The organism is Microbacterium sp. DT81.1 (assembly GCF_049844955.1).
Taxonomy (GTDB): domain Bacteria; phylum Actinomycetota; class Actinomycetes; order Actinomycetales; family Microbacteriaceae; genus Microbacterium.
Genome location: NZ_JBNCMA010000006.1, coordinates 188,798 through 212,311 on the forward strand (window position 1 = coordinate 188,798; position 23,514 = coordinate 212,311).

A 23,514-nucleotide genomic window follows, 5' to 3' on the forward strand; every position below is an offset into this window, starting at 1 on the left:
CTCACAAACAATGGCTCAGCGCATTGGCTATGCCGCGGGTGCTTTCGACCTTTTCCACGTCGGGCACCTCAACATCCTTCGTCACGCGAAGGAGAACTGCGACTTCCTGATCGCGGGTGTCGTCAGCGATGAGATGCTGCGGGCGGTGAAGGGCGTCGAGCCCGTGATCCCCACAGCGGAGCGGGCCGAGATCGTGCGGCATATCCGCTACGTCGACGACGTCCACATCGAGACGGTCCCCGACAAGCTCGACGTCTGGAAAGAGGTCGGCTTCACCCACTTCTTCAAGGGTGACGACTGGCGTGGGACCGCGAAGGGCGACCGCCTGGAACGGGAGTTCTCCGCCGTCGGGGTCGAGATCGTCTACTTCCCGTACACGGTGCACACCTCGAGCACCGCGCTGCGGCGGGCGCTCGATGTCATGTCGAACCTCGACCGCAGCAAGGACCTCGCCGACGGCGCCCTCGCCGTTCGGCACTGATCTTCCGCCTCCGGCGGAAGCCGGCGGAAGCTCGCCGTCTGGGGCGACGAGCTTCCGCTTCAACGGCCCCACCCCGCGATCGCCCTCTGCACTCCCCCGGTGCAGGCGGGTGTCATCACCCCGGTCGGGGTGGGGCCGTCTCACACCGGAGACCACGGCGGTCTCCTGGGCATCTCATAGCCGGCGCTCGGCTGGCGCCCGAGGCCGCACGATACGCTGAGAGCCCGGCAATGTGGCGCGCGCTCCGGCTTCAGCGCCACACCGCCACCGCCGACATCCGGAGCACGGTCCTGGAAATCTCCGTCATCATCCCGACCCTTAACGAGGGTCCGAACGTCACGGAGTTGCTGCGCAGGCTCGAGGCGAGTACCGGGAACCACACGCTCGACGTGATCTTCGTCGACGACTCCACCGACGACACCCCGGACATCATCGCGACGGCGGCAGCGGCATCCACTCTGCCCGTGCGGCTCATTCATCGCGACGTGCCCACCGGCGGGCTCGGCGGCGCCGTCATCGACGGCGTGCTGGTCGCGCGCTACCGCTGGTGCCTCGTCATGGACGGCGACCTGCAGCATCCACCGGAGAAGATCGGCGAACTCGCCGCGCGCGCCGGCCAGGGCGACGTCGACATCGTCGTGGCCTCGCGGTATGCCAGCGGAGGCACATCGCTCGGGCTGGCCGGCTGGCTGCGCACGGCCGTCTCGCGCCTCACCAGGATGGTCACGCGGGCCATGTTCCCCCGCAAGCTGCATGACTGCAGCGACCCGATGACCGGATTCTTCCTCCTCGACCGCGATGCGGTCGACGTCGAGGAACTCGAACCGCGCGGGTTCAAGATCCTGCTCGAGATCCTCGCCCGTCGCCAGCTGCGCATCGCCGAGGTGCCGTTCGACTTCGGGGCGCGGTACGCGGGAGCGTCCAAGGCCTCCGTGGCGCAGGGACTGCGGTTCCTGACACAGCTCACGGTGCTGCGCTTCGGGCGGATGTCGGCCTTCGCGCTCGTCGGCGGGTTCGGCGCCGTGGCGAACCTGGCGATCATGTGGTTCCTCGTTCAGCTGGGCGTCGAGTACATCTGGGCTGCGGTCGTCGCGAGCGAGTTCACCATCATCGGCAACTTCCTGCTGCTCGAGTACCTCGTCTTCCACGACCTCCGCTCATCGAGCGGTCGCATGCGGCATAGGTTCCTCAAGTCCTTCGCGTTCAACAACGCCGAGGCACTCATCCGCATCCCGTTCATCTACGTGCTGGTCGAGGCCGCGCACGTTCCCAGCGTGCTGGCGGCGGCGGTGACCCTCGTTCTCGCGTTCGCGGTGCGATTCGTGTTCCATGCGCTCGTGGTCTACGCCCCCAGTAAGCACGTCGACACGGACGAAGAGGTGCCGATCGAGTACCGACTTGCGGAGGACTCGGCGACCGCTCAGCAACACGCGCCTAGGCTTGAGGGATGACTTCTCCCACCCCCGAGACGATCACGATGTTCGGCGCCGAGTGGTGCGGCGACTGCCGCCGGACCAAGAAGCAGCTCGATGGACTCGGTGTCGACTACACCTACATCGACCTCGAGACGGACCCCGCGGCGGCCGACGTGGCCCGCGAGATCTCCGGGCGCACCCGCATCCCCGTCGTCGTCTACCCCGACGCTTCGCACCACGTGGAGCCGAGCAACGCCGACGTGGAGTCGAAGCTGCGCGAGCTGGCCGTGCTGTAACGCCTCGCCGCACTCACTAGGCTGACGTGGTGAGCGAGGGCGTCGAACGCAATACGCGGACGATCGAGGAATCGGTCGTCACCGAGTTCTCCGACCGCATGAGCTACAGCGGCTATCTCGATCTCGAGACGCTGCTGGCCTCCCAGCATCCCCTGAGCTCGCCCGAGCACCACGATGAGCTGCTGTTCATCATCCAGCATCAGACGACCGAGCTGTGGCTCAAGCTCGTGCTGCACGAGCTGTCGGGCGCGTGCCGCTACCTGCGCGAGGATCAGCTCGCACCGGCGCTGAAGTGCATCGCCCGGGTCAAGCACATCCAGCGAACGCTCACCGAGCAGTGGTCGGTGCTCGCGACGCTGACGCCTGCCGAGTACGGCCAATTCCGCGGAGTGCTGGGCAACGCGAGCGGATTCCAGTCGGCGCAGTACCGTGCGGTGGAGTTCACGCTGGGCAACAAGAACGTCGGCATGCTGAGGGTGTTCTCCGCCGAACCCGCCGCCCGCGAGCTCGTGCGGTCGAGCCTCGAGGCGCCGAGCCTGTACGACGAGTTCCTGCGCCTGCTGGCGCGCGAGGGCTACGCCATCCCCGACGAAGTGCTGGAGAGGGATGTCACCCTCGCCTGGACATATGTGCCGGAGCTCGTGTCGGTCTTCGCCGGCATCTACGCAGATCCCCAAAAGCACTGGGCCGCGTACGAGACGTGCGAGGAGCTCGTCGACCTGGAGGACAACTTCCAGCTCTGGCGGTTCAGGCACCTGAAGACCGTCGAGCGGATCATCGGGTTCAAGACGGGGACCGGCGGATCGAGCGGGGTGCCGTTCCTGCAGAAAGCGCTCGAACTCACCTTCTTCCCCGAGCTGTTCGCCGTCCGCACCGAGATTCCCGGTTGACCCATGCGGCGGCTCGATGCGTTCGCCCTTCGCGAGCTTCTCGGACCCCACGCCGACCTCTGCCGTCGGGCGATCAGCGGAGACCACGGCGTGGTGCTTCCGCCGTTCGTCGACCACCATGTCCACCTGCATCTGATCGACGAGCGCACGCTGCTCTCGCACGGGATCGCCGCGGTGCTCGACCTCGGCGGAGACCCCGTGGAGCTCGCACGTCGCCCCAAGAACCACATGCCCCGCGCGGCGTACGCGGGCGCGTTCCTCACCGCCGTGGGCGGATACCCCGTCGGACGCTCGTGGGCGCCGGATGCCATCGTGCGCGAGGTGTCCGACCCGTCGCTTGTTCCCGGTGTCGCCGGAGGGGCGGGAACGGCGGTCGACGAGCAGGCCTCGTTCGGGGCATCGGTCGTCAAGGTCACGCTGAACGCCTCGACCGGTCCGGTGCCGGAACCGGCCCTGCTGCGGGCGATCGTCGCCGCCGCGCGCAGCCACGGGCTTCCCGTCGTCGCGCACGTCGAAGGCGAAGGGATGACGGAGCGCGCCGTCGAGGCCGGCGTCGACGTGCTGGCGCACGCTCCCTTCAGCGAGCGGCTCGACGAGTCGCTCGTGCGCCGCGCCGCGTCGTCGCAGCGCTGGATCTCGACGCTGAGCATCCATGACGGGGATGCCGCGGCCGATGCCGTCGACAACGTCGCCCGATTCGTCTCCGACGGCGGCCGGCTGCTCTACGGCACCGACCTCGGCAACGGCGCGCAGCCGGTGGGTGTCAACGTGCGAGAGCTCGACGGGCTGCACGCGGCGGGCGTGCGCGGCGCCGCCCTGATCGCCGCGCTGAGCGACCCTTGGCCCTTTCCCGAGCGCTCGAACGCCGTCGCCACCTTCGTTCCGGGCCATCCGCCCACCGATCTCGACTCCGTCCCCGGCTGGCTCGCCGGTGCGACGGTCCTTCCCGCCGAGGAGCTGGTGCACGATGACCACTGACGACCTGACCACCGGCGACCTGACTGCAGATGACCTGACCACAGATGACCTGACCACAGCGGGCCAGATCCCATCCGCCTCCGAGCTCGCGGCCGAGGCATCGGCGCTCGATGCGGCCGACCCCCTCCGCTCCCTCCGCGACGAATTCGTGGGCTCCGAGACGTCACTCGTCTACTTCGACGGCAACTCGCTGGGCCGTCCGCCGCGCAGCGCCGCCGCGCGACTGGAGACGTTCGTGCGCGAAGAGTGGGGCGGCCGCCTGATCCGCGGCTGGGACGAGTCGTGGATGCAGCTGCCGTTCCTGATCGGCGACGCGATCGGGAGGACCGCGCTCGGCGCGGCCCCCGGGCAGACCGTGATCGGCGACTCGACCACCGTGCTGCTCTACAAGCTGCTGCGGGCGGCCTTCGACTCCTGCGCCGCGGAGGATCCCCGGCGGGTCGAGATCGTCATCGACCGGGACAACTTCCCCACGGATCGGTTCCTCGCCGAGGGCATCGCCGCGGAACGGGGCGGACGCGTGCGGTGGGTCGAGGTCGATCGCGCAGCCGGGGTGTCCCCCGAACTCCTGCGGGAGGCCGTCGGTCCCCAGACCGCCGTGGTGCTGCTGAGCCACGTCGCCTACCGGTCGGGGTTCCTCGCGGACGCGGCCGCGTTGACCCGGATCGCCCACGACGCAGGGGCACTCGTGCTCTGGGACCTCTGCCACTCGGCCGGCTCGGTGCCCATCGAGGCAGACGCGTGGGGCTTCGACCTCGCCGTCGGCTGCACCTACAAGTACCTCAACGGCGGCCCCGGCTCGCCCGCGTTCGCGTATGTCGCGCAGCGGCACCAGTCGGCGCTCGCCCAGCCGATCCACGGGTGGATGGGTGCGGCGGACGTCTTCGCGATGGGACCCTCGTATGCACCGGGCGAAGGCATGCGCCGGTTCCTCTCCGGCACGCCGCCCATCGTCGGGATGCTCGCCCTGCAGGACACGCTTCGGCTGATCGAGACGGTCGGGATCGAGGCACTCCGGAAGAAGTCGGTGGCGCTCACAGAGTTCGCGGTGCGCCTCGCCGATGCGCTCCTCGCGCCGCTCGGAGTGACGCTCGCGTCTCCGCGGGGTGCGGGCGAGCGCGGAGGCCACATCACCCTGTCCCACCCGCGGATGCGGGAGGTGACGGCGCGGCTGTGGGAGCAGGACGTGATCCCCGACTACCGCGACCCCGGCGGTCTGCGCATCGGCCTCTCGCCACTCTCCACGAGCTTCACCGAGACGTTGGAGGGCATGCGGGCCGTCCGCGGCGCGTTGGAATAGGGAGCCGGGCCCCGCGCGTACGCCGGTTCAGGCGATGTGCTCGAGATCAGGCCCATTCCTCGCCGAACGTCCTGAGGCCGCCCCCGTCACCTGATCCGGCGTACGCCCACCCGCCGCGATGAGGGATCCGACGGAGCGCCGGAGCCGCATCCAGGGCGAACGAGACGCTCCCGAGCCGGACGTATGCTGGTGCAACCGCCCGAAGGAGAGCGCCCATGACCCCCGCCGCGAAGGCCTCCGCCCCGCACGCTTCCGCGTCCGCCCCGCACGCATCCGAAGCATCCGACCCGGGGGTCGTCGCATCCGGCGGGAACCCGTCCGGCGCCCACCCCGAGGTCGATGCCGCCCTCGCCGCCCTCGGCGAGGGCGCGCGCATCTGGAGCCACCTGACCCTCGGGCAGCGGGGGCGGCTCCTCGAGCGACTGCACGCGACGGTGTCGGCTGTCGCAGAAGAATGGGCGGATGCCGCATCCGACCTCAAGGGCGTGCCGGCCGGTCACCCCCTGCGCGGCGAGGAGTGGCTCGGCGGACCGTACGCGGTCCTCGTTTCGCTGCGCGCCTATGAGCAGACGCTGAAGACTCTGCAGAAGGGCGGGAATCCGCTCGACGGCCTGCGCGTGGATGAAGCGCCGACCGGTGGCATCCGAGCGCATGTCTTCCCCGCGAAGCCGATGGACTCGCTTCTGCTGTCCGGCTTCTCCGGCGAGATCTGGATGGCGCCAGGCCTCACGCTCGACGAGGTCCGCGCGACGGCGGGGCTCGGACAGCGCCACCCCACAGCGTCGGGCGGCGTCGGCCTCGTACTCGGCGCCGGCAACGTCACCTCCATCCCCGTGCTCGACGTGCTCTACGAGCTGCTCGCGAACAACCGCGTCGCGCTCCTCAAGCTCAACCCCACGATGGACCCCCTGATCCCGGTGTTCGAGCGTGCCCTCGCTCCGCTGATCGAGCCCGGTCTCGTGCGCATCGTCTCCGGCGGGCCGGACGTCGGCGAGTACCTCACCGCCCACCCCGGCATCGATCACGTGCACATCACCGGCTCGGCGACGACCTTCGATGCCATCGTGTGGGGCACGGGTGAGGAGGCGGAGAGGCGCCGCGCCGAGGACAGCCCCCAGCTGAGCACCCCGATCACCAGCGAGCTCGGCGGGGTGTCGCCGATCATCGTGGTTCCCGGCGTCTGGACGGACGCCGACCTGCGCTTCCAGGCGGAGCACGTGGTGACGATGCGGCTGCAGAACAGCGGCCACAACTGCGTCGCCGCCCAGGTCGTCCTCCTCTCGTCGGAGTGGCCGCAGCGCGAGGCCTTCCTGGGGGCGCTCCGTGAGGCGTACGCGGCTGCGCCGGCACGCCCGGTCTGGTATCCCCGGGCCGACGAGAAGCTCCAGGCCGCGGCATCCGCCTACCCGGACGCCGAATGGTTCTCGGATCGCACCCGTGCGCTCGTCCACCTCGAGGGCGGCGCCGACGCCTCGGCACTCGAGGGGACGGAGTACTTCTCCCCTGTGCTCGGAGTGATGGAACTGCCGGGACTCGGACAGGAGTTCGTCGACGCGGCGGTGGCGCACGCCAACGATAAGCTCACCGGCAGCCTCGGCGCCAACGTCCTCATCGACCCCGCGACGCAGAAGGCGCTGGGTGACGGGTTCGAGCGCGCCATCGCCGACCTTCGGTACGGCGGTATCGCGATCAACACCTGGACCGCCTTCAACTACCTGACTCCGGTGCTGACATGGGGTGGATTCCCCGGCGGCACCCTGCACGATGTCGGCAGCGGCATCGGAGTCGTGCACAACGCTCTCCTCCTCGCCGGAGTGGAGCGGTCGGTGGCTCGCGGTCCCTTCCGTCCGTTCCCGCGTTCCCTGCCGACGATGATCCGGACGCGGAGCGTGTCGAAGGGCGGCCTGCTGCCCAAGCCACCGTGGTTCGTGACCTCGCGCACCGGCTCCGAGGTCAGTGAGGGCTTCGCGCGCTACCGCATGGACGGCAGCCTCGTGCGGCTTGCGGGGACACTCGCCAAGGCGTTCCGCGCGTGAGCCGCTCGCGGCGGCTCACCAATCCGCTCGCGGCCCGCACGACGAGACGGGATGCCGCTGCCCGGCCGTTCGGACGCGACGGGCTGACCGCCGACTACATCGTCGTCGGCGCAGGGTCTGCGGGCGCCGCCGTGGCCGCGCGCCTCACCGAGGATCCGACCGTCTCCGTGCTGCTGTTGGAGGCCGGAGGTCCGGACACGAAGCTCGAGCTGCACGTGCCGGCCGCGTTCTCGAAGCTCTTCCGAGGCATCTACGACTGGGGGTACGACACCGTCCCCCAGTCGCAGCTCGAAGGCCGCACCGTCTACTGGCCGCGGGGCAAGACACTCGGGGGCTCGTCGTCGCTGAACGCCATGATGTGGGTGCGCGGATTCGCGGCCGATTACGACGGATGGGCGCACACCGCGGGAGAGCGGTGGTCATGGAAGTCGCTGATCCCGTATTTCCAGCGAGTCGAGCGCACCCAGGGCCCGACGGATCCGACACAGGGCACAGACGGTCCTCAGTCGGTGGAGCACCAACGCGACCCACGGCCGGCCACGGCGACCTTCCTCGACGCGGCGCGGGAGGCGGGCTTTCCCGTCACGCCCGCGAACCTGCCCGAGGGTCAGGGCTTCTCGCAGACGATGGTGTCGCAAAGGCGTGGCGGCCGGGCATCCACCGCCGATGCGTACCTTCGTCCGGCGCGCCGCCGGCCGAACCTGCGCGTGCTCACCGGCGCGCACGTGCGACGCGTGACGTTCGAGGGGCGTGCAGGCACGTCGTCCCGTGGAGCGGTCCCTGAGCGAGGGAGCGAAGCGACCGAGACGAAGGGCGCCTCGCCCGATACGCACAGCCCCCGCGCCACCGGCGTCTACGTCGAGGTCGGCGGGGTCCGCAGGCACGCCGTCGCACGGCGCGAGGTGATCCTGTGCGGTGGAACCATCAACACCCCGCAGCTGCTGATGTTGAGCGGCATCGGACCGGCCCAGCACCTCGCCGAACACGGCATCCCGGTCATCGTCGACAGCCCCGAGGTCGGCGAGAACCTGCAGGACCACCTCGTCGCAGGACTCGCGCCGCAGGCGAAGGGCGGCACGCTCTTCGACGCCGGCCGCCCGACCGAACTCGCGCGGTACCTCGCGTCCCGTCGCGGGATGCTGACATCCAACGTGGCGGAGGCGATCGGCTTCGTGCGCACCGAGATGGCGGACCGCACGGGGATGCCGGCGGACCTCCCCGACATCGAGATCCTCTTCGCCCCCGTCCCCTACGTCGGAGAAGGCCTCGTGCCCGCACCCGAGCACGGGCTGACGGTGGCGGCGATCCTGCTGCAACCCCGCAGCCGGGGCACCATCCGGCTGGCTTCGAAGGATCCGGTGGCGAAGCCGCTCATCGACCCGCGCTACCTCAGCGATCCCGACGGCGTCGACGCCGAAACGCTGCTCGCCGGCCTCGCGATCTGCGAGCGCATCATCGCCACTGACGCGCTGGGCGCTCTCACCACGGGCCGCTGGGTGCTGCCCACCGACGGACACGAGCTCACGCCCGAGCAGCGGGCCGAACTCTCGATCCGGCGGTACTCGCACACTCTCTACCACCCCGTCGGCACGGCGCGAATGGGCTTGGACGACGCCTCCGTGGTGGACCCCGAGCTGCGCGTTCGCGGCGTGGAAGGACTGCGCGTGGCGGACGCGTCGGTCATGCCGACCGTCATCCGGGGCCACACGAACGCGCCCGCAATCGTCATCGGAGAGGCCGCCGCCGACCTGATCCGGGGCGTGCACGAATAGCACCACCTCCTACCTCACTCCGAGCACCGGGCAGCTAACACCGAGCCGCCGAGCCAAAAGCGCGCGGCGGGTCAGGCGGAGGCGAAGCGGTCCGTGGCCGCCACCAGCGCAGCGGCGATGCCCGGTTCCGTGACGGAGTGGCCCGCGTCATCCACCACGACCAGTTCCGCTTCCGGCCAGGCACGATGCAGGTCCCACGCGGTCATGATCGGCGTGCAGATGTCGTAACGTCCCTGCACGATCACGGCCGGGATGTGCCTCAGCCTCCCTGCATCCGCGATCAGCTGGCCCTCGCGGAACCAGCCGCCGTGCATGAAGTAGTGGTTCTCGATGCGCGCGAACGCCGTCGCGGCGTGCGGCTGGGCCATCTTCGACACCAGGTCGGGATCCGGCCGCAGGGTCAATGTGGAGGCTTCCCACGTGCTCCAGGCGACGGCCGCCGGCACGTGCACCGCCGGGTCGGGATCGCTCAGCCGCCGGTGGTACGCCTCGATCAGGCGGGACCGCTCCAATACCGGGATCGGAGCGACGAAGTCCTGCCAGAGGTCCGGGAAGATCGCCTCGGCGCCGCCCTCGTAGAACCACTCCAGCTCGTGGCGCCGCAGGGTGAAGATGCCCCGCAGCACGAGCTCGGTCACGTTCTCGGGGTGCGCCTGCGCGTAGGCGAGTGCCAGTGCGCTGCCCCACGAGCCGCCGAAGACCTGCCAGCGCGCGATGCCGAGGTTCTTGCGGAGCAGCTCGATGTCGGCCACCAGGTGCCACGTCGTGTTGTACCGGAGGTCGGCATCCGGCCCCGCCGCATGCGGCGTGCTGCGTCCGCATCCGCGCTGGTCGAACAGGACGATGCGGTACTTCGCCGGGTCGAACAGCCGGCGGTGCGAGGGCGAGGTCGCCGCACCGGGTCCCCCGTGCAGGAACACGACGGGCTTGCCGTGCGGATTCCCGCTGCACTCCCAGTAGACCCGGTGACCGTCGCCGACCAGCAGCATGCCGCTGTCGTAGGGCTCGATCGGGGGGTACAGCGCATCCGCCTCGGTCATAGGCTGCTTCCCTGAACGGCGAAGGTGTCGCACGCCTGGATGCCGTTGTCGTAGCCCTCGTCGAACCAGCGCTGACGCATTTCGCTCGACCCGTGCGTCCAGCCCTCCGGGTTGACGGCGCCGCTGGTCTCCGCCTGTATGTGGTCGTCGCCGACGCTCGCGGCGGCGTTGAGCGCATCGGCGATCTGCTGACGGGTCGGCGGCTCGAGGAAGCGCACGCCGGCCTCGTCCTCCTGCTCGGTCATCGCCCCGACCCAGGCGCCGGCGAAGCAGTCGGCCTGCAGCTCGGTGCGCACGCCGTTGCTGTCCGGCCCCGTGCCGTTGTCCGGGTGCTGCTGCATGATGCCGGTGATGTTCTGCACGTGGTGCCCGTACTCGTGGGCGAGCACATACAGCTGGGCGAGCGGGCCGGCGGTGGCGTCGAAGCGATCGCGCAGGAGGGCGAAGAACGTCGGGTCGACGTAGACGTTCTCCTCCGGGGGGCAGTAGAACGGGCCGGTGGCGTTGGATGCCGTGCCGCACTGGGTGCCCGTCTCGACGTCGACGATGATCAGCTCCGGCTCGCGATATCCCTCGACGTTCTCGGCCCAGAACTGGTCGATGGCGAGGGATGCCGCCGCCAGCCGGCAAGCGTCGTTGGCGTTGGCGTCGGCGCCCGTCTCGCAGTTCGCGATCTCGGAACCGCCGGTCTGCTCCTGCTGGGGTGCTCCGCCACCACCGACCAAGCCTGTGAGGTCCACACCCGTGAACATGCTGATCAGCAGGACGGCGATCCCCACGATTCCCACGCCGCCGCCGGCGACCGCAGCACCGCGCCCACGGCGCCGCGCTTTGTTTCCCCCGACATTGGCGTTCTCATTGAACGTCATGGCCCCACGGTAGTTGACGCCGGCTGTGATCGTCAGGCGGCTCCGCGACGGGCCGCGGATGTCTATACTCTGCACACGCGCCTAGGCTCGGGGCATGGCAGCGACTCCTCCGACCGCGGGGACCACCCCGACCACACGGTCGATACCGACCACCGTGACCATCACCGGAGCCGGCGGGCAGATCGGCTACGCCCTGCTGTTCCGCATAGCCGCGGGAGACATGCTCGGGCCTGACGTGCCGGTGCGGCTGCGCCTGCTCGAGGTCCCGCAGGGACTCCGCTCGGCAGAGGGTGCGGCGCTCGAGCTGCAGGACTGCGCCTTTTCGCTGCTCGCCGACGTCGAGATCACCGACGACCCCGCCGTTGCCTTCGACGGGTGCAACCTCGCGCTCCTCGTCGGCGCGCGGCCGCGTGGTCCGGGCATGGAGCGTGCCGACCTGCTGGCCGCGAACGCCGGGATCTTCGGGCCGCAGGGTGCCGCGCTCGGCGCGCACGCGGCGGACGATGTGCGCGTGGTCGTGGTGGGCAACCCGGCGAACACGAACGCACTGATCGCCGCTGCCTCTGCCCCCGACATCGATCCGAGCAGGTTCACGGCCCTGATTCGGCTGGACGAGAACCGCGCCAAGGGCCAGCTCGCCCAAGCGCTCGGCGCGCCGGTCGGCGACATCCGGAACGTCACCATCTGGGGCAACCACTCCGCCACGCAGTTCGCCGACGTCGCGCACGCCACGGTCGGCGGCAGAGCGGTGACGGACGCGCTCGCGGAGCGGCTCGACGTGGATGTCGCCGCCTGGCTCGACGACACCTTCCTGCCGCGCGTGGCGAAACGAGGTGCCGAGATCATCGAGGTTCGTGGCTCCTCGTCCGTCGCCTCGGCCGCGAACGCGACGATTGACCACGTGCGGGACTGGGTGCACGGCACGGGCGAGGGATGGACATCCGCCGGTCTGATTTCCCGCGGCGAGTACGACGTGCCGGAGGGCCTCGTCTCGTCGTTCCCCGTCCGCAGCGACGGAACCGGCTGGCAGATCGTCGAGGGGCTCGAGATCGACGACCGGGCGCGACGGCTCATCGACGCATCGGTGGCAGAACTCGCGGCCGAGCGCGACGCGGTGCGCGAACTCGGCGTCCTCTGAGTGGTCGTCCCGCTCGCAGCGGTCTCCCCGCCCCGGCTCGGTTACAGAGTGTCGCCACGCCAGGCACAATAGAGGGGACGAAGGAGCGCGGATGAGCGAGACAGCAGGCGTGACGGATGCCGCCACGCGGCACGCCCCGCACGATCACTCCTCCGAACCCGGGCTGCAGACGAGCCCGCTGCACCTGCCGCACACGGCGGCCGACTGCCCCAAGTGCTTCGTCGAGCTGCAGCGCGACCGCGACTGGTGGCAGGCCCGTCCCGCCGGGTCCCGTCTCGTGGGCCTCGTCGTGGCTCGGGACGGCATGCCGCCGGTCGTGGAGCAGCGCGACGACCTCACGCGCTTCGGCGTCCCGATCGAGGGGTTCCGGCATCCGGCGCCCGACATCCTGGAGACGTGGGAGGACCGACTGAGCCGCTTCTTCGGCACGGTCCGCTCCGGGGACGTTCTCGTCGTCACGAGCGTGCACGCGCTGGGACGCGACATCGACGAGGAGACGCGCACCGTCGCCGAACTGCACCGCCGCGGCATCGTGGTGAAGGTGCTCGGCCACGGCGGCCCGCACCTCTACGACACCGGGCGCTAGAGGAAAAGGGCCCGGACCCCCTGCCCTATGCCCCGACGTAGTGCCGCAGGTGCGTGGCGGTGAGGGTCTCGCCCTTCGCCACGAGGTCGGCCGGCGATCCCTCGAACACGACCGTGCCGCCGTCATGGCCCGCACCGGGTCCGAGGTCGATGATCCAGTCGGCGTGGGCCATCACGGCCTGGTGGTGCTCGATCACGATGACACTGTTGCCGGCGTCGACCAGCCTGTCGAGCATCGCGAGCAGGTTGTCGACGTCGGCCAGATGCAGGCCGGTCGTGGGCTCGTCGAGCACGTAGATCGCGCCCTTCTTGGCCATGCTGATGGCGAGCTTCAGTCGCTGGCGCTCACCGCCGGACAGCGTGTTCAGCGCCTGCCCGAGCGTGATGTAGCCGAGGCCCACGTCGCTCAGGCGCGCGAGCATCGTCTGCGCGGGGCCCTTCGCCGAGGATGCCGCGAAGAACTCGGTCGCCTCGGCCACCGACATCCCGAGCACTTCGGCGATGTTCTTGCCGTCCAGCAGGTAGCCGAGCGCCTCGTCGGAGAAGCCCGTGCCGCCGCACACCTCGCAGAGGGTCTCGACGGTGGAGGCGAACCCCAGCTCCGTGATGATGACCCCGAGCCCCCTGCACGCGGGGCAGGCGCCGTCCGAGTTGGCGCTGAAGAACGCGGGCTTCACACCGTTCTCCTTGGCGAACGCGGCCCGGATGCCATCGAGAAGGCCCGTGTAGGTCGCCGGGCTGCTGCGCCGAGACCCCTTGATCGCCGACTGGTCGACGACGACGACATCATCGAACGCGGGGACGTTGCCGTGGATCAGCGACGACTTGCCCGAGCCGGCGACGCCGGTGACGACGGTCAGGATGCCCAGCGGGATGTCGACGTCGACGCTCTTCAGGTTGTGCTGGGTCGCGCCGCGGATCTCGAGGTGTCCCTTCGGCGCGCGCAGCGACGATTTGAGCTGCGCTCGGTGATCGAAGTGCCGGCCCGTCAGGGTGCCCGAGGCGCGGAGCCCTTCGACATCCCCCGTGAACATGATCTCGCCGCCGTTCCGCCCCGCCCCCGGGCCGAGGTCCACGACGTGGTCGGCGATCGCGATGACCTCGGGCTTGTGCTCGACGACGAGCACCGTGTTGCCCTTGTCGCGGAGGAGCCGGAGCAGCTCGTTCATGCGCTGGATGTCATGAGGGTGCAGGCCCGCGGTCGGCTCGTCGAAGACGTAGGTGATGTCGGTGAGGCTCGACCCGAGGTGGCGGATCATCTTCGTGCGCTGCGCCTCGCCGCCCGAGAGCGTGCCCGACGCGCGATCGAGGGAGAGGTAGCCGAGGCCGATGTCGACGAAGGAGTCGACGGTGTCGCGCAGCCCGGCCATGAGCGGTGCGACCTCCGGGTCCTCGACAGTGCGCAGCCACGCCGCCAGATCGGTGATCTGCATCGCCGCGGCATCCGCGATGTTGACACCCTGGATCTTCGACGACCGCGCTCCGTCGTTGAGACGCGTGCCGCCGCAGGCGGGGCACGCCGTGAACTTGACGGCCCGCTCGACGAACGCGCGGATGTGCGGCTGGAGGCCGTCGCGGTCCTTCTGCAGGAAGCTCTTGGTGATCTTCGGGATGAGCCCCTCGTACGTCATGTTGAAGTCGCGCAGCTTGACCTTTGTCGGCTCCTTGTAGAGGAAGTCCTGGCGCTCCCTCTCCGTGAACTCCCTGATCGGCTTGTTGGGATCGAGGAAGCCCGATTCCGTGAAGCCCTTCACCATCCAGCCGTCGACGTTGTAGCCGGGGATCGTGATGGCGCCGTCGGCGAGCGACTTGCTGCTGTCGAACAGCTCGTCGAGGTCGACGTCGCTGACCTCGCCGAGACCCTCGCAGCGGGGGCACATGCCACCCGTGAGCTCGAAGGTGCGGTGCTCGCGCTGCGGCTTGCCCTCGCCGCGCTGCACGGTGATCGCCCCGCTGCCGCTCACGGAAGGGATGTTGAACGAGAACGCCTGCGGCGAGCCGACGTGCGGCTGCCCGAGCCGGCTGAAGAGGATGCGCAGCATGGCGTGCACGTCGGTCGCCGTGCCGACCGTCGAGCGGGCATTCGCCCCCATGCGCTCCTGGTCGACCAGGATCGCCGGACTGAGGTTCTCGAGCGCGTCGACCTCGGGACGGCCGAGGGTGCCCATGAACTGCTGCACGAACGTGGAGTAGGTCTCGTTGATGAGGCGCTGCGACTCGGCGGCGATCGTCCCGAACACCAGCGACGACTTGCCCGACCCACTCACCCCGGTGAACACCGTCAGCCGGCGCTTCGGGATCTCGACGCTGATGTTCTTGAGGTTGTTCTCGCGCGCCCCGACGACCCGGATCAGTTCATGGGAATCGGCGACGTGAGGGCTGGTGGCGGCGTTCTGCGTGGCAACGGACATCGTGTTCCTCCGACTGTTCAGACTAGTGAACACACTGCCGTGCATCACGGACAGATGGTGTCCGCATCCTCCGGAGCGCGAAGGGACCCGATCTGCTGCTTCTGGCGTGTTCGAGCAGCAGATCGGGTCCCTTCGGCATGGGTCAGCCCGCGAGGCGGTGTCCCGGTTAGTTCTTGATGTGCTTCTCCGGCGTCGGCAGCACGCCCGCCTCGCGCAGCGCGTCGTAGTGGGCGCGCGCCTCGTCCTGGCGCTCCTGCTCGGCACCCGATGCGATCGGGGCCCGGACGTGCTCCGGCGCGTAGCCGAAGGCGTCGACGAGGTCGAGGGCGTGGGGACGAAGTCGCAGGCACAGGCGGTCGATGTAGCTCGACACCGCCGCGGCGCGCTGGGTCGAGAGGCGCCCGTTGATCAGGTGCCACGCGAGGTGCTTCTCGATCAGCCCGAGGCCGAACAGGTCACGCATCCAGGTGAGCACCTGCTTGGTGCCGGCATCCTCGATCGCGTCGACGGCATCCGTGAACGCCTCCCACTGCAGCAGCTCGCCGTGCGCACGGGCCGCCTCGATGAGTTCGGACTGACTGGCGTTGAAGATCGCCGCCGCCTCTTCCTTCGAGAGCCTGGCGGCCGGGCGCAGGCGGGCCGCGATGTCGGCGACCATCTGCTGCACGCGTTCGGTCAGCAGCTCGTGCTGCTGCTCGGCGCGGAGACCCCGCTCGACCGACCGAGCGGTCGAGCCGAAGTCGCTGACGGCCTGGCCAAGCTGGCGCAGTCCGGAGCCGTGGAACACGTGCCCCGCGGTCTGGCCGGCCGCGTAGGCCACGAGCTTCTTGGCATCCACGCCCTTGAACTGCTTCGCGTAGTCGCTCAGCAGGCGCTTGCCGACGAGCTGCAGCAGCACGTTGTTGTCGCCCTCGAACGTGGCGTAGATGTCGAGGTCGGCCCGCAGCCCGACGAGCCGGTTCTCGAAGAGGAAACCCGCGCCGCCGCAGGCCTCGCGCGCCTCCTGCAGGGTGTCGAGCGCGTGCCACGTCGACAGCGGCTTGAGGGCCGCAGCCAGGGTCTCGAGGTCCTCACGGTCGGCATCCGAGGCTGCGTCCCCGCTGAAGACCGAGTCGAACTTCTGCAGGAACACGTCGTGCGAGAAGATGTGCGCGTAGGTGCTCGCGAGCCGCGTCAGCAGGCGGCGCTGGTGCTTGCCGTAGTCGAGCAGCACGACCTCGCTGGTGCCTGCTCCGGAGTCGAACTGCCGGCGCTGGGTGGCGTACGTGATGGCGATGTAGAGGGCGAGCGCCGACGCCCACGACGCGGCGCCGTCGAGCGACACCCTGCCCTGCACCAGGGTGCCGAGCATCGTGAAGAACCGTCGGCCGGCGCTCTTGATCTCGCTCGAGTAGGTGCCGTCCGGGGCCACGTCGCCGTAGCGATTGAGCAGGTTCGTGCGGGGAACGCGCACGTGGTCGAAGTGCAGGCGGCCGTTGTCGATGCCGTTCAGTCCGCCCTTGAGGCCGTCGTCCTCCCCGCCGATGCCCGGCAGGAATGCGCCGTTCTCGTCGCGGAGAGGCACGTAGAAGCAGTGCACGCCGTGGTTGACGCCGTTGGTGATGAGCTGCGCGAACACGGTCGCGGCGATGCCGTGCAGGGCGGCGTTGCCGAGGTAGTCCTTCCAGGCGCCGCGGAAGGGCGTGTGGAGCACGAACTCCTCGGTGTCAGGGTCGTAGGTGGCCGTCGTGCCGATCGCCGCGACATCCGAGCCGTGGCCCGTCTCGGTCATCGCGAACGCGCCGGGGATCTCGAGGTTCATGATGCCGGGGAGCCACTTGTCGTGGTGCTCCTTGGTGCCGAGCTGAAGCACCGCCGAGCCGAAGAGGCCCCACTGCACGCCGGATTTGATCTGCAGGCTCGGGTCGGCGACGACGAGCTCCTGGAAGCCGGCGATGTTGGCGCCGTTGTTCCCCTCGCCGCCGTACTCCTTCGGGAAGGCGCGGAGGACGCCGCCGTGCTCGACGAGCAGGTGCAGCTGAGTCAGCACGCGTTCGCGGTGCTCGTCCATGCTGAGCCCGTCCACCCGGTGGAAGGCCGGGTCCTTCAGCATCTCGCGGGCCTCGCGGCGGGTGTCGGCCCAGGTGCCGAGCAGCAGCTCGTTCACGCGGTCGACGTCGATGCGGGCGTCGGATGCCTCCTCCGGCGTCGCCGGGGCGGCCGGTGCGCCTCCCGCGGGGGTTCGCTTGCTTCTGGATGGCTTCTCGGGTCGCACAACGGTGTCGGTCATGGGGGTCCTCACATCGCAGGGGGGAAAGGGGATCTGCCTCGATGGTAGAAGTTCGACAACCCTTTCCCAACACGCATGGAGTTATCCGACAAGGGAATCGACCGACGTCACCCACGGGCGTTGTACAGCCCCCACACACGGGCGCCGTCGCGGGTCAGAACAGGCCGACGATGCGGCCGTCCTCGGTCACATCGATCTCCATCGCGGCAGGGTGCTCCGGCAGGCCGGGCATCGTCATGACATCGCCGCACACCATGACCACGAACTCGGCACCGGCGGCCAGGCGCACCTCCCGGATGTCGACCGAGTGCCCGGTCGGTGCTCCGCGCAGCTTCGAATCGGTGGAGAACGAGTACTGGGTCTTGGCGACGCAGACGGGGTAGTGCCCGTAGCCGGCGTCCTGCAGGCGGCGGATCTGGGTGCGGACCGCCGTCGAGGCCGTGATGTCGTGGGCCCCGTAGATGCGCCGGGCGATGGTGCGCATCTTCTCCCACAGCGTCGCCTCGGCGGGATAGACGAACCGCAGCTCGCTCGGCTCGTCGCACAGTCGCACGACCTCGCGCGCGAGGTCTTCGGCCCCGGCGCCGCCCTCGGCGAAGTGCGTGGCGAGGACCGCTTTCGCGCCGAGGCGTTCGACACCGGCGATCAGCGCCGCCACCTCGGCATCCGTGTCCTCGGCCCGGGAATTGATGGCGACGACGCACGGCAGGCCGAACACCTCCCGCACGGTGGCGATGTGACGCTCGAGGTTCACCAGACCGTGCTCCAGGGCCCCGACGTTCTCGGCAGGCAGACCCGCTACCTCGACTCCGCCGTGGTACTTCAGCGCCCGCACCGTGGCGACGATCACGGCGGCGGAAGGGCGCAGACCGGAGGTGCGGCAGAGGATGTCGACGAACTTCTCGGCCCCGAGATCGGCGCCGAAGCCGGCCTCGGTGACGACGTAGTCGGCGAGACGCAGGGCCGCGCCGGTGGCGATCGCGGAGTTGCAGCCGTGGGCGATGTTGGCGAACGGCCCGCCGTGGATGAAGGCCGGGGTGTGCTCCAGCGTCTGCACGAGATTGGGCGCCAGCGCATCGCGCAAGATCGCCGTCATCGCGCCGTGCGCGGCGAGGTCGCTCGCGAGCACGGGTGTCCTGTCGCGGGTGTACGCCACGACGATGCGGCCCAGGCGGTGCCTCAGGTCGGCGAGGCTCGTGGCCAGGCAGAAGATCGCCATGACCTCGGACGCCACGACGATGTCGAAGCCGGACTCCCGAGGGTAGCCGTTGCCCGCCCCACCGAGCCCCACGACCACATCCCGCAGGGCACGGTCGTTCACATCGAGCACCCGACGCCAGGTGATGCGCCGCACGTCGATGCCCAGCGCGTTGCCGTGGTGCACGTGATTGTCGATGAGCGACGCGAGCAGGTTCGTGGCCAGAGCGATGGCCGAGAAGTCTCCGGTGAAGTGCAGGTTGATGTCCTCCATCGGCACGACCTGGGCGCGGCCCCCGCCGGCCGCCCCGCCCTTCATGCCGAACACCGGCCCGAGCGCGGGTTCGCGCAGGCAGATCATCGCCCGTTCGCCGATGCGCGTGAGCGCGTCGCCGAGCCCGACCGTCGTGGTGGTCTTGCCTTCACCCGCCGGTGTCGGCGAGAGCGCGGTCACCAGCACGAGTTTGCCCTGCGGGCGACCCTCGATGCCCTGCAGAAAGGGCAGTGAGACCTTCGCCTTGTAGCGCCCGTACGGTTCCAGGGCATGATCCGGGATGCCGAGGCTCTCGGCGATCTGGCCGATCGGACGCAGAGTCGCCGCCTGGGCGATCTCGATATTGCTCGGGCTCATCGTGAATCCTCCCGCGGTCGCCGCTGACCGCTCGCCCAGCCTAGAGGGCCCCTTCAGCGGTCAGGCGGAGCGGATCGCCGGACGTGACCATGGTGGCCGGAGCGCTCCGCGGGACTATGGTCAACGCATGAAACGCACCCTCGCCGGCATCGTGGCCGCCCTCGCCGTGGCCCTCGGGTCGACTCTCGGACCTTCCGCGGCCCCCGTCGCTGCGGCGACCGCGGCCCCCACGGCTCTGGTCGCGGCCGCGGCGGCTCTCCCGGTCACAACCACCACCGTGACGGTGAAGATCGACGGTCGCTCCTTCTCGGCCCGGCTCGTCCAGCCGAGCGGAAGCGCTCCCAGGACGTACCCCGTGATCGCCTTCGGACACGGCTTCCTGCAGTCCACCGCACAATACGCAGGCACGCTCAACTCGATCGCCTCCCGCGGCTACGTGGTGATCGCTCCGAACAGCGAAGGCGGCTTCGCACCCGACCACGCGCGCTTCGCCGACGACCTCTGGCGGTCGCTGCGGTGGGTGCGGTCCACTCAGCCCAACGCGAGCCTGACCCTCGACGCTGTGGCGGGTCACTCCATGGGCGGCGGCGCCGCGGTGGTCGCCGCCGATCGATACCCGGACATCGACAGCATCGCAACTCTGGCGGCCGCCCAGACCACGCCGTCGGCCACGGCCGCGGCGGCCGGCATCGCGGTGGGTGCCCTCTTCGTCGTCGGTTCGGCCGACACGGTGGTGGCGCCGGCCACGACGCGCGGCATCTACAACGCCAAGCCCTCTCCTGCGACGTTCGCGACGATCACCGGCGGCTACCACTGCGGTTTCATCGAGTCGACCGCCTTCCTCGGCGTCGGCTGCGACCGGGGCTCGATATCGCGGTCGGCGCAGCTTTCGATCACCCGCGGGCTGCTCGGCGCCTGGTTCGACCGCGCGTTCAAGGGCGCGCCCGTCCCCCCCGTCCCCAGCGGAGTCGTCGTCGAGAGAAAGTAGCGACGCTAGAGCGGAAGGCCGTGCCCGAAGCGGAACAGCGGGTCCTCCGTGTCGAACGGCACGTCCGGCCGGTTCGCCTCGACGGCTGCCGTGCTGCGCGGAAGGTCGAACGGGAGACGGCCCTTCGGATGCGCCGCACCGGTCAGCACGTCCAGCAGAGCGTGCGCGCTGACACCCCAGTTCGCCACGACGGCGGATGCCGCTCCCACGAGAGGGGTCAGGATCGCCGGCCGATCGAGGAACACGTCGACGACGGTCGGCACCGCACGGGCGACCTCGAGGACATGCGCGATCGTCTCCGCATCGAAGTCGAGCGAACCGGCGTGGAAGAAGTTCTCGAACGTCGTCGCTCGGGTCTCGAACGGGGCCTTCAGGCGCAGGATCGCGACGTCGGCGTCCTTCGGTCCCTGCGCGAGGACCCCGTACTCGGCGACGATCTCGGCCGGGATGCCCTCGGCGTAGATGCGCAGACCGCGAGCCAGCGGGAGAGTCGGCTGCACGCTCCCGATCAGCTCGTTCGTGAGGACGGTGATCGAGGCGCGCTGTGCCTCGGCGCCCGCGGCGCGGAACTCAGGCGATCCCACGATGGCCCCTGCCGCCTCGGCGTCGACGTACGGGGCGTCGAAGAGGCCGAGGACGAACTTCTCGCGCAGCAGGCGCCTCGCGGAGGCATCCATCCGCTCTTCGGCGATGTCGCCGTCGACCACCAACTCGACCAGCAGCTCGGGGCAGGCCTCGCCGCCGAACTGGTCGGCACCGGCATCCAGCACCTTCTTCATGCGTTCGCGCGGCGAGAGGTGCTCCGCGCCCCACGCGCGAGCGGGGTGCCGGTCGCCGAAGATCTCGGCGTCGGTGAGAAGGCCCCAGTCGGTGCAGACGACGCCGTCGAAGCCGTAGCGCTCGCGCAGAAGGCCCGTGATCACGGACTTGTTGAAGCCGAAGCCCACCTCCTCGTACTGCGTGCCGACGGGCATCCCGTAGTACGGCATCACCTGGCGGGTGCCGGCGTCGAACGCGGCCTCGAAAGGCGTGAGGTGCAGCTCGAACGACTCGCCGGGGTAGACCTGCTCGCGGCCGTAGGCGAAGTGCGGGTCCTCGCCGTCCTTCTGGGGACCGCCACCCGGAAAGTGCTTGGTCATCGTGGACACCGAGCCGGCGCCGAAGGACGCGCCCTGGAATCCGCGGATGTAGGCGGCGCCGAGTCGCGCCGACAGATCGGCGTCTTCGCCGAACGTGGCCACCGCACGAGACCAGCGGGGCTCGGTGGCCAGGTCGACCTGGGGGTGCAGCGCGACGCGCAGCCCGACCGCCGTGTACTCCTGCCGGGCGATGTCGGCGAAGCGCTCGACGAGCTCTTCGTCGCCGATCGCAGCGAGACCCATCGTCTCCGGCCACTGCGAGAACGGACCCGCCATGATCGCGGCGCCCGGGTTGTCGCTGAAGGAGTGCCGGGGATCGCTCGAGAGCGAGACCGGAATGCCGAGACGAGTGGATGCGGCGAGGCGCTGCAGCGCGTTGTGCCACTCGGCGATCTCGCCGGCGCTCGGCGCAGTTCCCAGCAGGTTGAAGTGCGTCATGTGCCGCGACTCCACGAAGTCGACCGCCGACGGCGTGCCGAAGGCGGGGTTCGACTCGGCCAGGTCCCCGACCGCGATCATGGTGTGGAAGAAGAGTCCGGCCTTCTCTTCGAGCGTCATCTCGGCGAGAAGCAGCTCCACCCGCTCGTCGACGGGCAGGCCGGCATCGAGCCATGGACGGTCGGCGGCTGGTGCGTCGGTGCGTGTTGCGGTCAGATCTGTCATGTCGGGTTCCTCTCCCGGGAGTGCGCCGCGGCGCAGGGACGATCGTACACATTGATGCCGACCGCTTGGTAACCTTTAGCCGTGAGCAGCCTCGGAGTGGAGGAGACCAGATGAGCACGACGACGACGCGACGCCAGTACGTCAACGGCGTGCGCAGACGCGAGCAGATCGTGGATGCCGCGGCCGACCTGTTCGTCTCGCCGGGCTTCGGCGCCACATCGCTGCGCGACATCGCCGCACGAGCCGGCATCTCGCATCCGGGTCTGCTGCGGCACTTCACGGGCAAGGACGAGATCCTGGCCGCCGTCGTGGAGCGGCTCGAACGGCGCAATCGCGAGTGGATGCACACACAGGGGTCCGACAGCCCGCTCTCCATCCCGGGGCTGGCTCGCCGCAACGCGGAGGCGCCCGGGTACGTGCAGCTCTTCGCGATGCTCGCCGGCGAGGCGACCAGCATCCGCCATCCCGCCCATGAGCGCATGCGGGAGCGGTACCGCGAAGTGCGGGAGTACACGCGCCGCGATCTTGTCGCCATGGGCGCAACCGGGAATCCGCTCGACGACGCCACGGCCGTGGCAGCGGGGTGGGACGGGCTGCAGCTGATGTCGCTGTACGCGAACGACGGCATCGACATCCCGCGACACCTCGAGGAGCGGCTCGCGTGGATGCGCGGGGAGAGGTCGAAGGTCCTCCTTCCCCCGGCGCCGGATCCGATCCCGGTGTACACGGCGCTCGAGCCGGAGGCGACCGGGTATGCGAAGGGTCGCGAGCGGCGGGCGCGGATCGTCGCGGACGCCTCGCTGCTGTTCGCGCGGGACGGCTACCACCGCACCAGCCTCAAAGAGATCGCCGCAGCCGTCGGCATCCCGAAGGCCACGCTCATGCACCACTTCGGCACCAAGGAGGACCTGCTCACGGCAGTGCTCGTCCGCCGCGATCGCCTGCTCGTGCGCGCCGACCGCCCGCCGCTCAGCCCGGGGGACGAGCTGACCGGAATCGCCGAGGGGGCAGCCCGCAGCGCCCGGGAGGCACCCGGCCTGATCGAGGTCTATGCCGTGCTCTCGTGCGAGGCGGCGAGCGCCGACCACCCCGCGCACGGCTATTTCGCGCAACGCTTCGTCCGGACGCGGGCGTTCTTCACCAATCTGCTCGAGCGCCTCGGCGCCGAAGGACAGCTCGCCGAAGGGGTCGACCCCGAACGGGACGGGACATGGCTCGTCGCCCTGTGGGACGGGCTGCAATATCAGTGGCTCTACGAGCCGGACGCGGTCGACCTGCCGCGTCTGCTGGACGAGTACGCGCGGAGCCTGGTCAAGGCCTGACGCGGCGCTCGTCACCCAGCCCGTCGAGGGGTCACGGGCAGCGGCTTGGACGATTTGACGCGCTCAGCGACCGGCATCCGGAACCGGACCGACC

Annotated in this window: 18 protein-coding genes; 12 read left to right on the forward strand and 6 right to left on the reverse strand. The window is 69.8% G+C overall.

Going from position 1 to position 23,514, the window contains the following annotated elements; all coding sequences use genetic code 11:
• Window positions 1–10 precede the first annotated feature (10 nt).
• From ACLQ2Q_RS16740 to ACLQ2Q_RS16775, 8 genes are all read left to right on the forward strand, one after another.
• Window positions 11–481, forward strand: coding sequence for an adenylyltransferase/cytidyltransferase family protein (locus ACLQ2Q_RS16740; RefSeq protein ID WP_425821929.1), 471 nt, complete (start codon window positions 11–13; stop codon window positions 479–481).
• A gap of 230 nt (window positions 482–711) precedes the next feature.
• Window positions 712–1,932: a glycosyltransferase gene (locus ACLQ2Q_RS16745; RefSeq protein WP_425821931.1), complete on the forward strand. Its 1,221-nt coding sequence runs from the start codon at window positions 712–714 to the stop codon at window positions 1,930–1,932.
• Window positions 1,929–2,192 (forward strand): glutaredoxin family protein, encoded by a 264-nt coding sequence (locus tag ACLQ2Q_RS16750; RefSeq protein WP_425821933.1) that lies wholly within the window; start codon window positions 1,929–1,931, stop codon window positions 2,190–2,192. Before ACLQ2Q_RS16745 ends, ACLQ2Q_RS16750 begins: the two co-directional genes overlap by 4 nt.
• Window positions 2,193–2,221: 29 nt before the next feature.
• Window positions 2,222–3,082, forward strand: coding sequence for a tryptophan 2,3-dioxygenase (kynA, locus tag ACLQ2Q_RS16755; protein ID WP_425821935.1), 861 nt, complete (start codon window positions 2,222–2,224; stop codon window positions 3,080–3,082).
• Window positions 3,083–3,085: 3 nt separating this feature from the next.
• Window positions 3,086–4,060: a hypothetical protein gene (locus ACLQ2Q_RS16760; protein ID WP_425821937.1), complete on the forward strand. Its 975-nt coding sequence runs from the start codon at window positions 3,086–3,088 to the stop codon at window positions 4,058–4,060.
• Window positions 4,050–5,360: a kynureninase gene (locus ACLQ2Q_RS16765; RefSeq protein WP_425821939.1), complete on the forward strand. Its 1,311-nt coding sequence runs from the start codon at window positions 4,050–4,052 to the stop codon at window positions 5,358–5,360. The genes ACLQ2Q_RS16760 and ACLQ2Q_RS16765 overlap by 11 nt, the downstream gene beginning before the upstream one ends.
• Window positions 5,361–5,575: 215 nt before the next feature.
• The gene (locus tag ACLQ2Q_RS16770) at window positions 5,576–7,396 is read left to right on the forward strand and encodes an aldehyde dehydrogenase family protein (RefSeq protein ID WP_425821941.1); all 1,821 of its coding nucleotides are present in this window, start codon (window positions 5,576–5,578) and stop codon (window positions 7,394–7,396) included.
• Window positions 7,397–7,479: 83 nt separating this feature from the next.
• Window positions 7,480–9,168: a GMC family oxidoreductase gene (locus tag ACLQ2Q_RS16775; protein ID WP_425822326.1), complete on the forward strand. Its 1,689-nt coding sequence runs from the start codon at window positions 7,480–7,482 to the stop codon at window positions 9,166–9,168.
• A 71-nt stretch (window positions 9,169–9,239) separates the two neighbouring features.
• On the opposite strand, the gene pip is transcribed toward ACLQ2Q_RS16775, so the two are convergent.
• Together pip and ypfJ are read right to left on the reverse strand one after the other, a co-directional pair.
• Complete coding sequence (gene pip, locus ACLQ2Q_RS16780) at window positions 9,240–10,208, reverse strand: prolyl aminopeptidase (RefSeq protein WP_425821943.1); 969 nt, start codon at window positions 10,206–10,208, stop codon at window positions 9,240–9,242.
• Window positions 10,205–11,077, reverse strand: a complete 873-nt coding sequence (gene ypfJ, locus ACLQ2Q_RS16785; protein WP_425821945.1) for a KPN_02809 family neutral zinc metallopeptidase — start codon at window positions 11,075–11,077, stop codon at window positions 10,205–10,207. The genes pip and ypfJ overlap by 4 nt, the downstream gene beginning before the upstream one ends.
• 94 nt (window positions 11,078–11,171) lie before the next feature.
• Here ypfJ and ACLQ2Q_RS16790 point away from each other — a divergent pair, with 94 nt between their 5' ends.
• Both ACLQ2Q_RS16790 and ACLQ2Q_RS16795 read left to right on the forward strand, forming a co-directional pair.
• Window positions 11,172–12,215, forward strand: coding sequence for a malate dehydrogenase (locus ACLQ2Q_RS16790; protein WP_425821947.1), 1,044 nt, complete (start codon window positions 11,172–11,174; stop codon window positions 12,213–12,215).
• Window positions 12,216–12,306: 91 nt separating this feature from the next.
• The gene (locus tag ACLQ2Q_RS16795) at window positions 12,307–12,801 is read left to right on the forward strand and encodes a recombinase family protein (protein WP_425821949.1); all 495 of its coding nucleotides are present in this window, start codon (window positions 12,307–12,309) and stop codon (window positions 12,799–12,801) included.
• A gap of 25 nt (window positions 12,802–12,826) precedes the next feature.
• Here ACLQ2Q_RS16795 and ACLQ2Q_RS16800 read toward each other — a convergent pair whose 3' ends face one another.
• From ACLQ2Q_RS16800 to ACLQ2Q_RS16810, 3 genes are all read right to left on the reverse strand, one after another.
• Window positions 12,827–15,211 carry an ATP-binding cassette domain-containing protein gene (locus ACLQ2Q_RS16800; RefSeq protein ID WP_425821951.1) on the reverse strand — a complete coding sequence of 795 codons (2,385 nt, stop codon included), beginning with the start codon at window positions 15,209–15,211 and terminating at the stop codon, window positions 12,827–12,829.
• A gap of 166 nt (window positions 15,212–15,377) precedes the next feature.
• Entirely contained in the window at window positions 15,378–17,480 is a 2,103-nt protein-coding gene (locus ACLQ2Q_RS16805) for an acyl-CoA dehydrogenase (RefSeq protein ID WP_425821953.1), read from the reverse strand.
• 154 nt (window positions 17,481–17,634) lie between these two features.
• Window positions 17,635–19,308 carry a formate--tetrahydrofolate ligase gene (locus tag ACLQ2Q_RS16810; RefSeq protein ID WP_425821955.1) on the reverse strand — a complete coding sequence of 558 codons (1,674 nt, stop codon included), beginning with the start codon at window positions 19,306–19,308 and terminating at the stop codon, window positions 17,635–17,637.
• A 127-nt stretch (window positions 19,309–19,435) separates the two neighbouring features.
• On the opposite strand from ACLQ2Q_RS16810, the gene ACLQ2Q_RS16815 reads away from it, so the two are divergent.
• On the forward strand, window positions 19,436–20,296 hold the full coding sequence (locus ACLQ2Q_RS16815) for a dienelactone hydrolase family protein (RefSeq protein WP_425821957.1): 861 nt from the start codon (window positions 19,436–19,438) through the stop codon (window positions 20,294–20,296).
• A 5-nt stretch (window positions 20,297–20,301) separates the two neighbouring features.
• Here the strand turns inward: ACLQ2Q_RS16815 and ACLQ2Q_RS16820 are convergent, their stop codons facing one another.
• The gene (locus tag ACLQ2Q_RS16820; RefSeq protein ID WP_425821959.1) at window positions 20,302–22,098 is read right to left on the reverse strand and encodes a glycoside hydrolase family 3 protein; all 1,797 of its coding nucleotides are present in this window, start codon (window positions 22,096–22,098) and stop codon (window positions 20,302–20,304) included.
• 110 nt (window positions 22,099–22,208) lie between these two features.
• On the opposite strand from ACLQ2Q_RS16820, the gene ACLQ2Q_RS16825 reads away from it, so the two are divergent.
• Window positions 22,209–23,420 (forward strand): TetR/AcrR family transcriptional regulator, encoded by a 1,212-nt coding sequence (locus ACLQ2Q_RS16825; protein WP_425821961.1) that lies wholly within the window; start codon window positions 22,209–22,211, stop codon window positions 23,418–23,420.
• The last annotated feature ends 94 nt before the right edge of the window (window positions 23,421–23,514 follow it).

Excerpts from the sequence above, each read along its gene's own strand:
- ACLQ2Q_RS16760 (WP_425821937.1), top strand. The coding sequence starts at position 3,086 with ATGCGGCGGCTCGATGCGTTCGCCCTTCGCGAGCTTCTCGGACCCCAC.
- ACLQ2Q_RS16805 (WP_425821953.1), bottom strand. The coding sequence starts at position 17,480 with ATGACCGACACCGTTGTGCGACCCGAGAAGCCATCCAGAAGCAAGCGA.
- ACLQ2Q_RS16820 (WP_425821959.1), bottom strand. The coding sequence starts at position 22,098 with ATGACAGATCTGACCGCAACACGCACCGACGCACCAGCCGCCGACCGT.
- ACLQ2Q_RS16825 (WP_425821961.1), top strand. The coding sequence starts at position 22,209 with ATGAGCACGACGACGACGCGACGCCAGTACGTCAACGGCGTGCGCAGA.
- ACLQ2Q_RS16765 (WP_425821939.1), top strand. The coding sequence starts at position 4,050 with ATGACCACTGACGACCTGACCACCGGCGACCTGACTGCAGATGACCTG.
- ypfJ (WP_425821945.1), bottom strand. The coding sequence starts at position 11,077 with ATGACGTTCAATGAGAACGCCAATGTCGGGGGAAACAAAGCGCGGCGC.
- ACLQ2Q_RS16795 (WP_425821949.1), top strand. The coding sequence starts at position 12,307 with ATGAGCGAGACAGCAGGCGTGACGGATGCCGCCACGCGGCACGCCCCG.
- ACLQ2Q_RS16810 (WP_425821955.1), bottom strand. The coding sequence starts at position 19,308 with ATGAGCCCGAGCAATATCGAGATCGCCCAGGCGGCGACTCTGCGTCCG.
- ACLQ2Q_RS16770 (WP_425821941.1), top strand. The coding sequence starts at position 5,576 with ATGACCCCCGCCGCGAAGGCCTCCGCCCCGCACGCTTCCGCGTCCGCC.
- pip (WP_425821943.1), bottom strand. The coding sequence starts at position 10,208 with ATGACCGAGGCGGATGCGCTGTACCCCCCGATCGAGCCCTACGACAGC.
- ACLQ2Q_RS16740 (WP_425821929.1), top strand. The coding sequence starts at position 11 with ATGGCTCAGCGCATTGGCTATGCCGCGGGTGCTTTCGACCTTTTCCAC.
- ACLQ2Q_RS16800 (WP_425821951.1), bottom strand. The coding sequence starts at position 15,211 with ATGTCCGTTGCCACGCAGAACGCCGCCACCAGCCCTCACGTCGCCGAT.
- ACLQ2Q_RS16790 (WP_425821947.1), top strand. The coding sequence starts at position 11,172 with ATGGCAGCGACTCCTCCGACCGCGGGGACCACCCCGACCACACGGTCG.
- ACLQ2Q_RS16750 (WP_425821933.1), top strand. The coding sequence starts at position 1,929 with ATGACTTCTCCCACCCCCGAGACGATCACGATGTTCGGCGCCGAGTGG.
- ACLQ2Q_RS16745 (WP_425821931.1), top strand. The coding sequence starts at position 712 with ATGTGGCGCGCGCTCCGGCTTCAGCGCCACACCGCCACCGCCGACATC.
- ACLQ2Q_RS16815 (WP_425821957.1), top strand. The coding sequence starts at position 19,436 with ATGAAACGCACCCTCGCCGGCATCGTGGCCGCCCTCGCCGTGGCCCTC.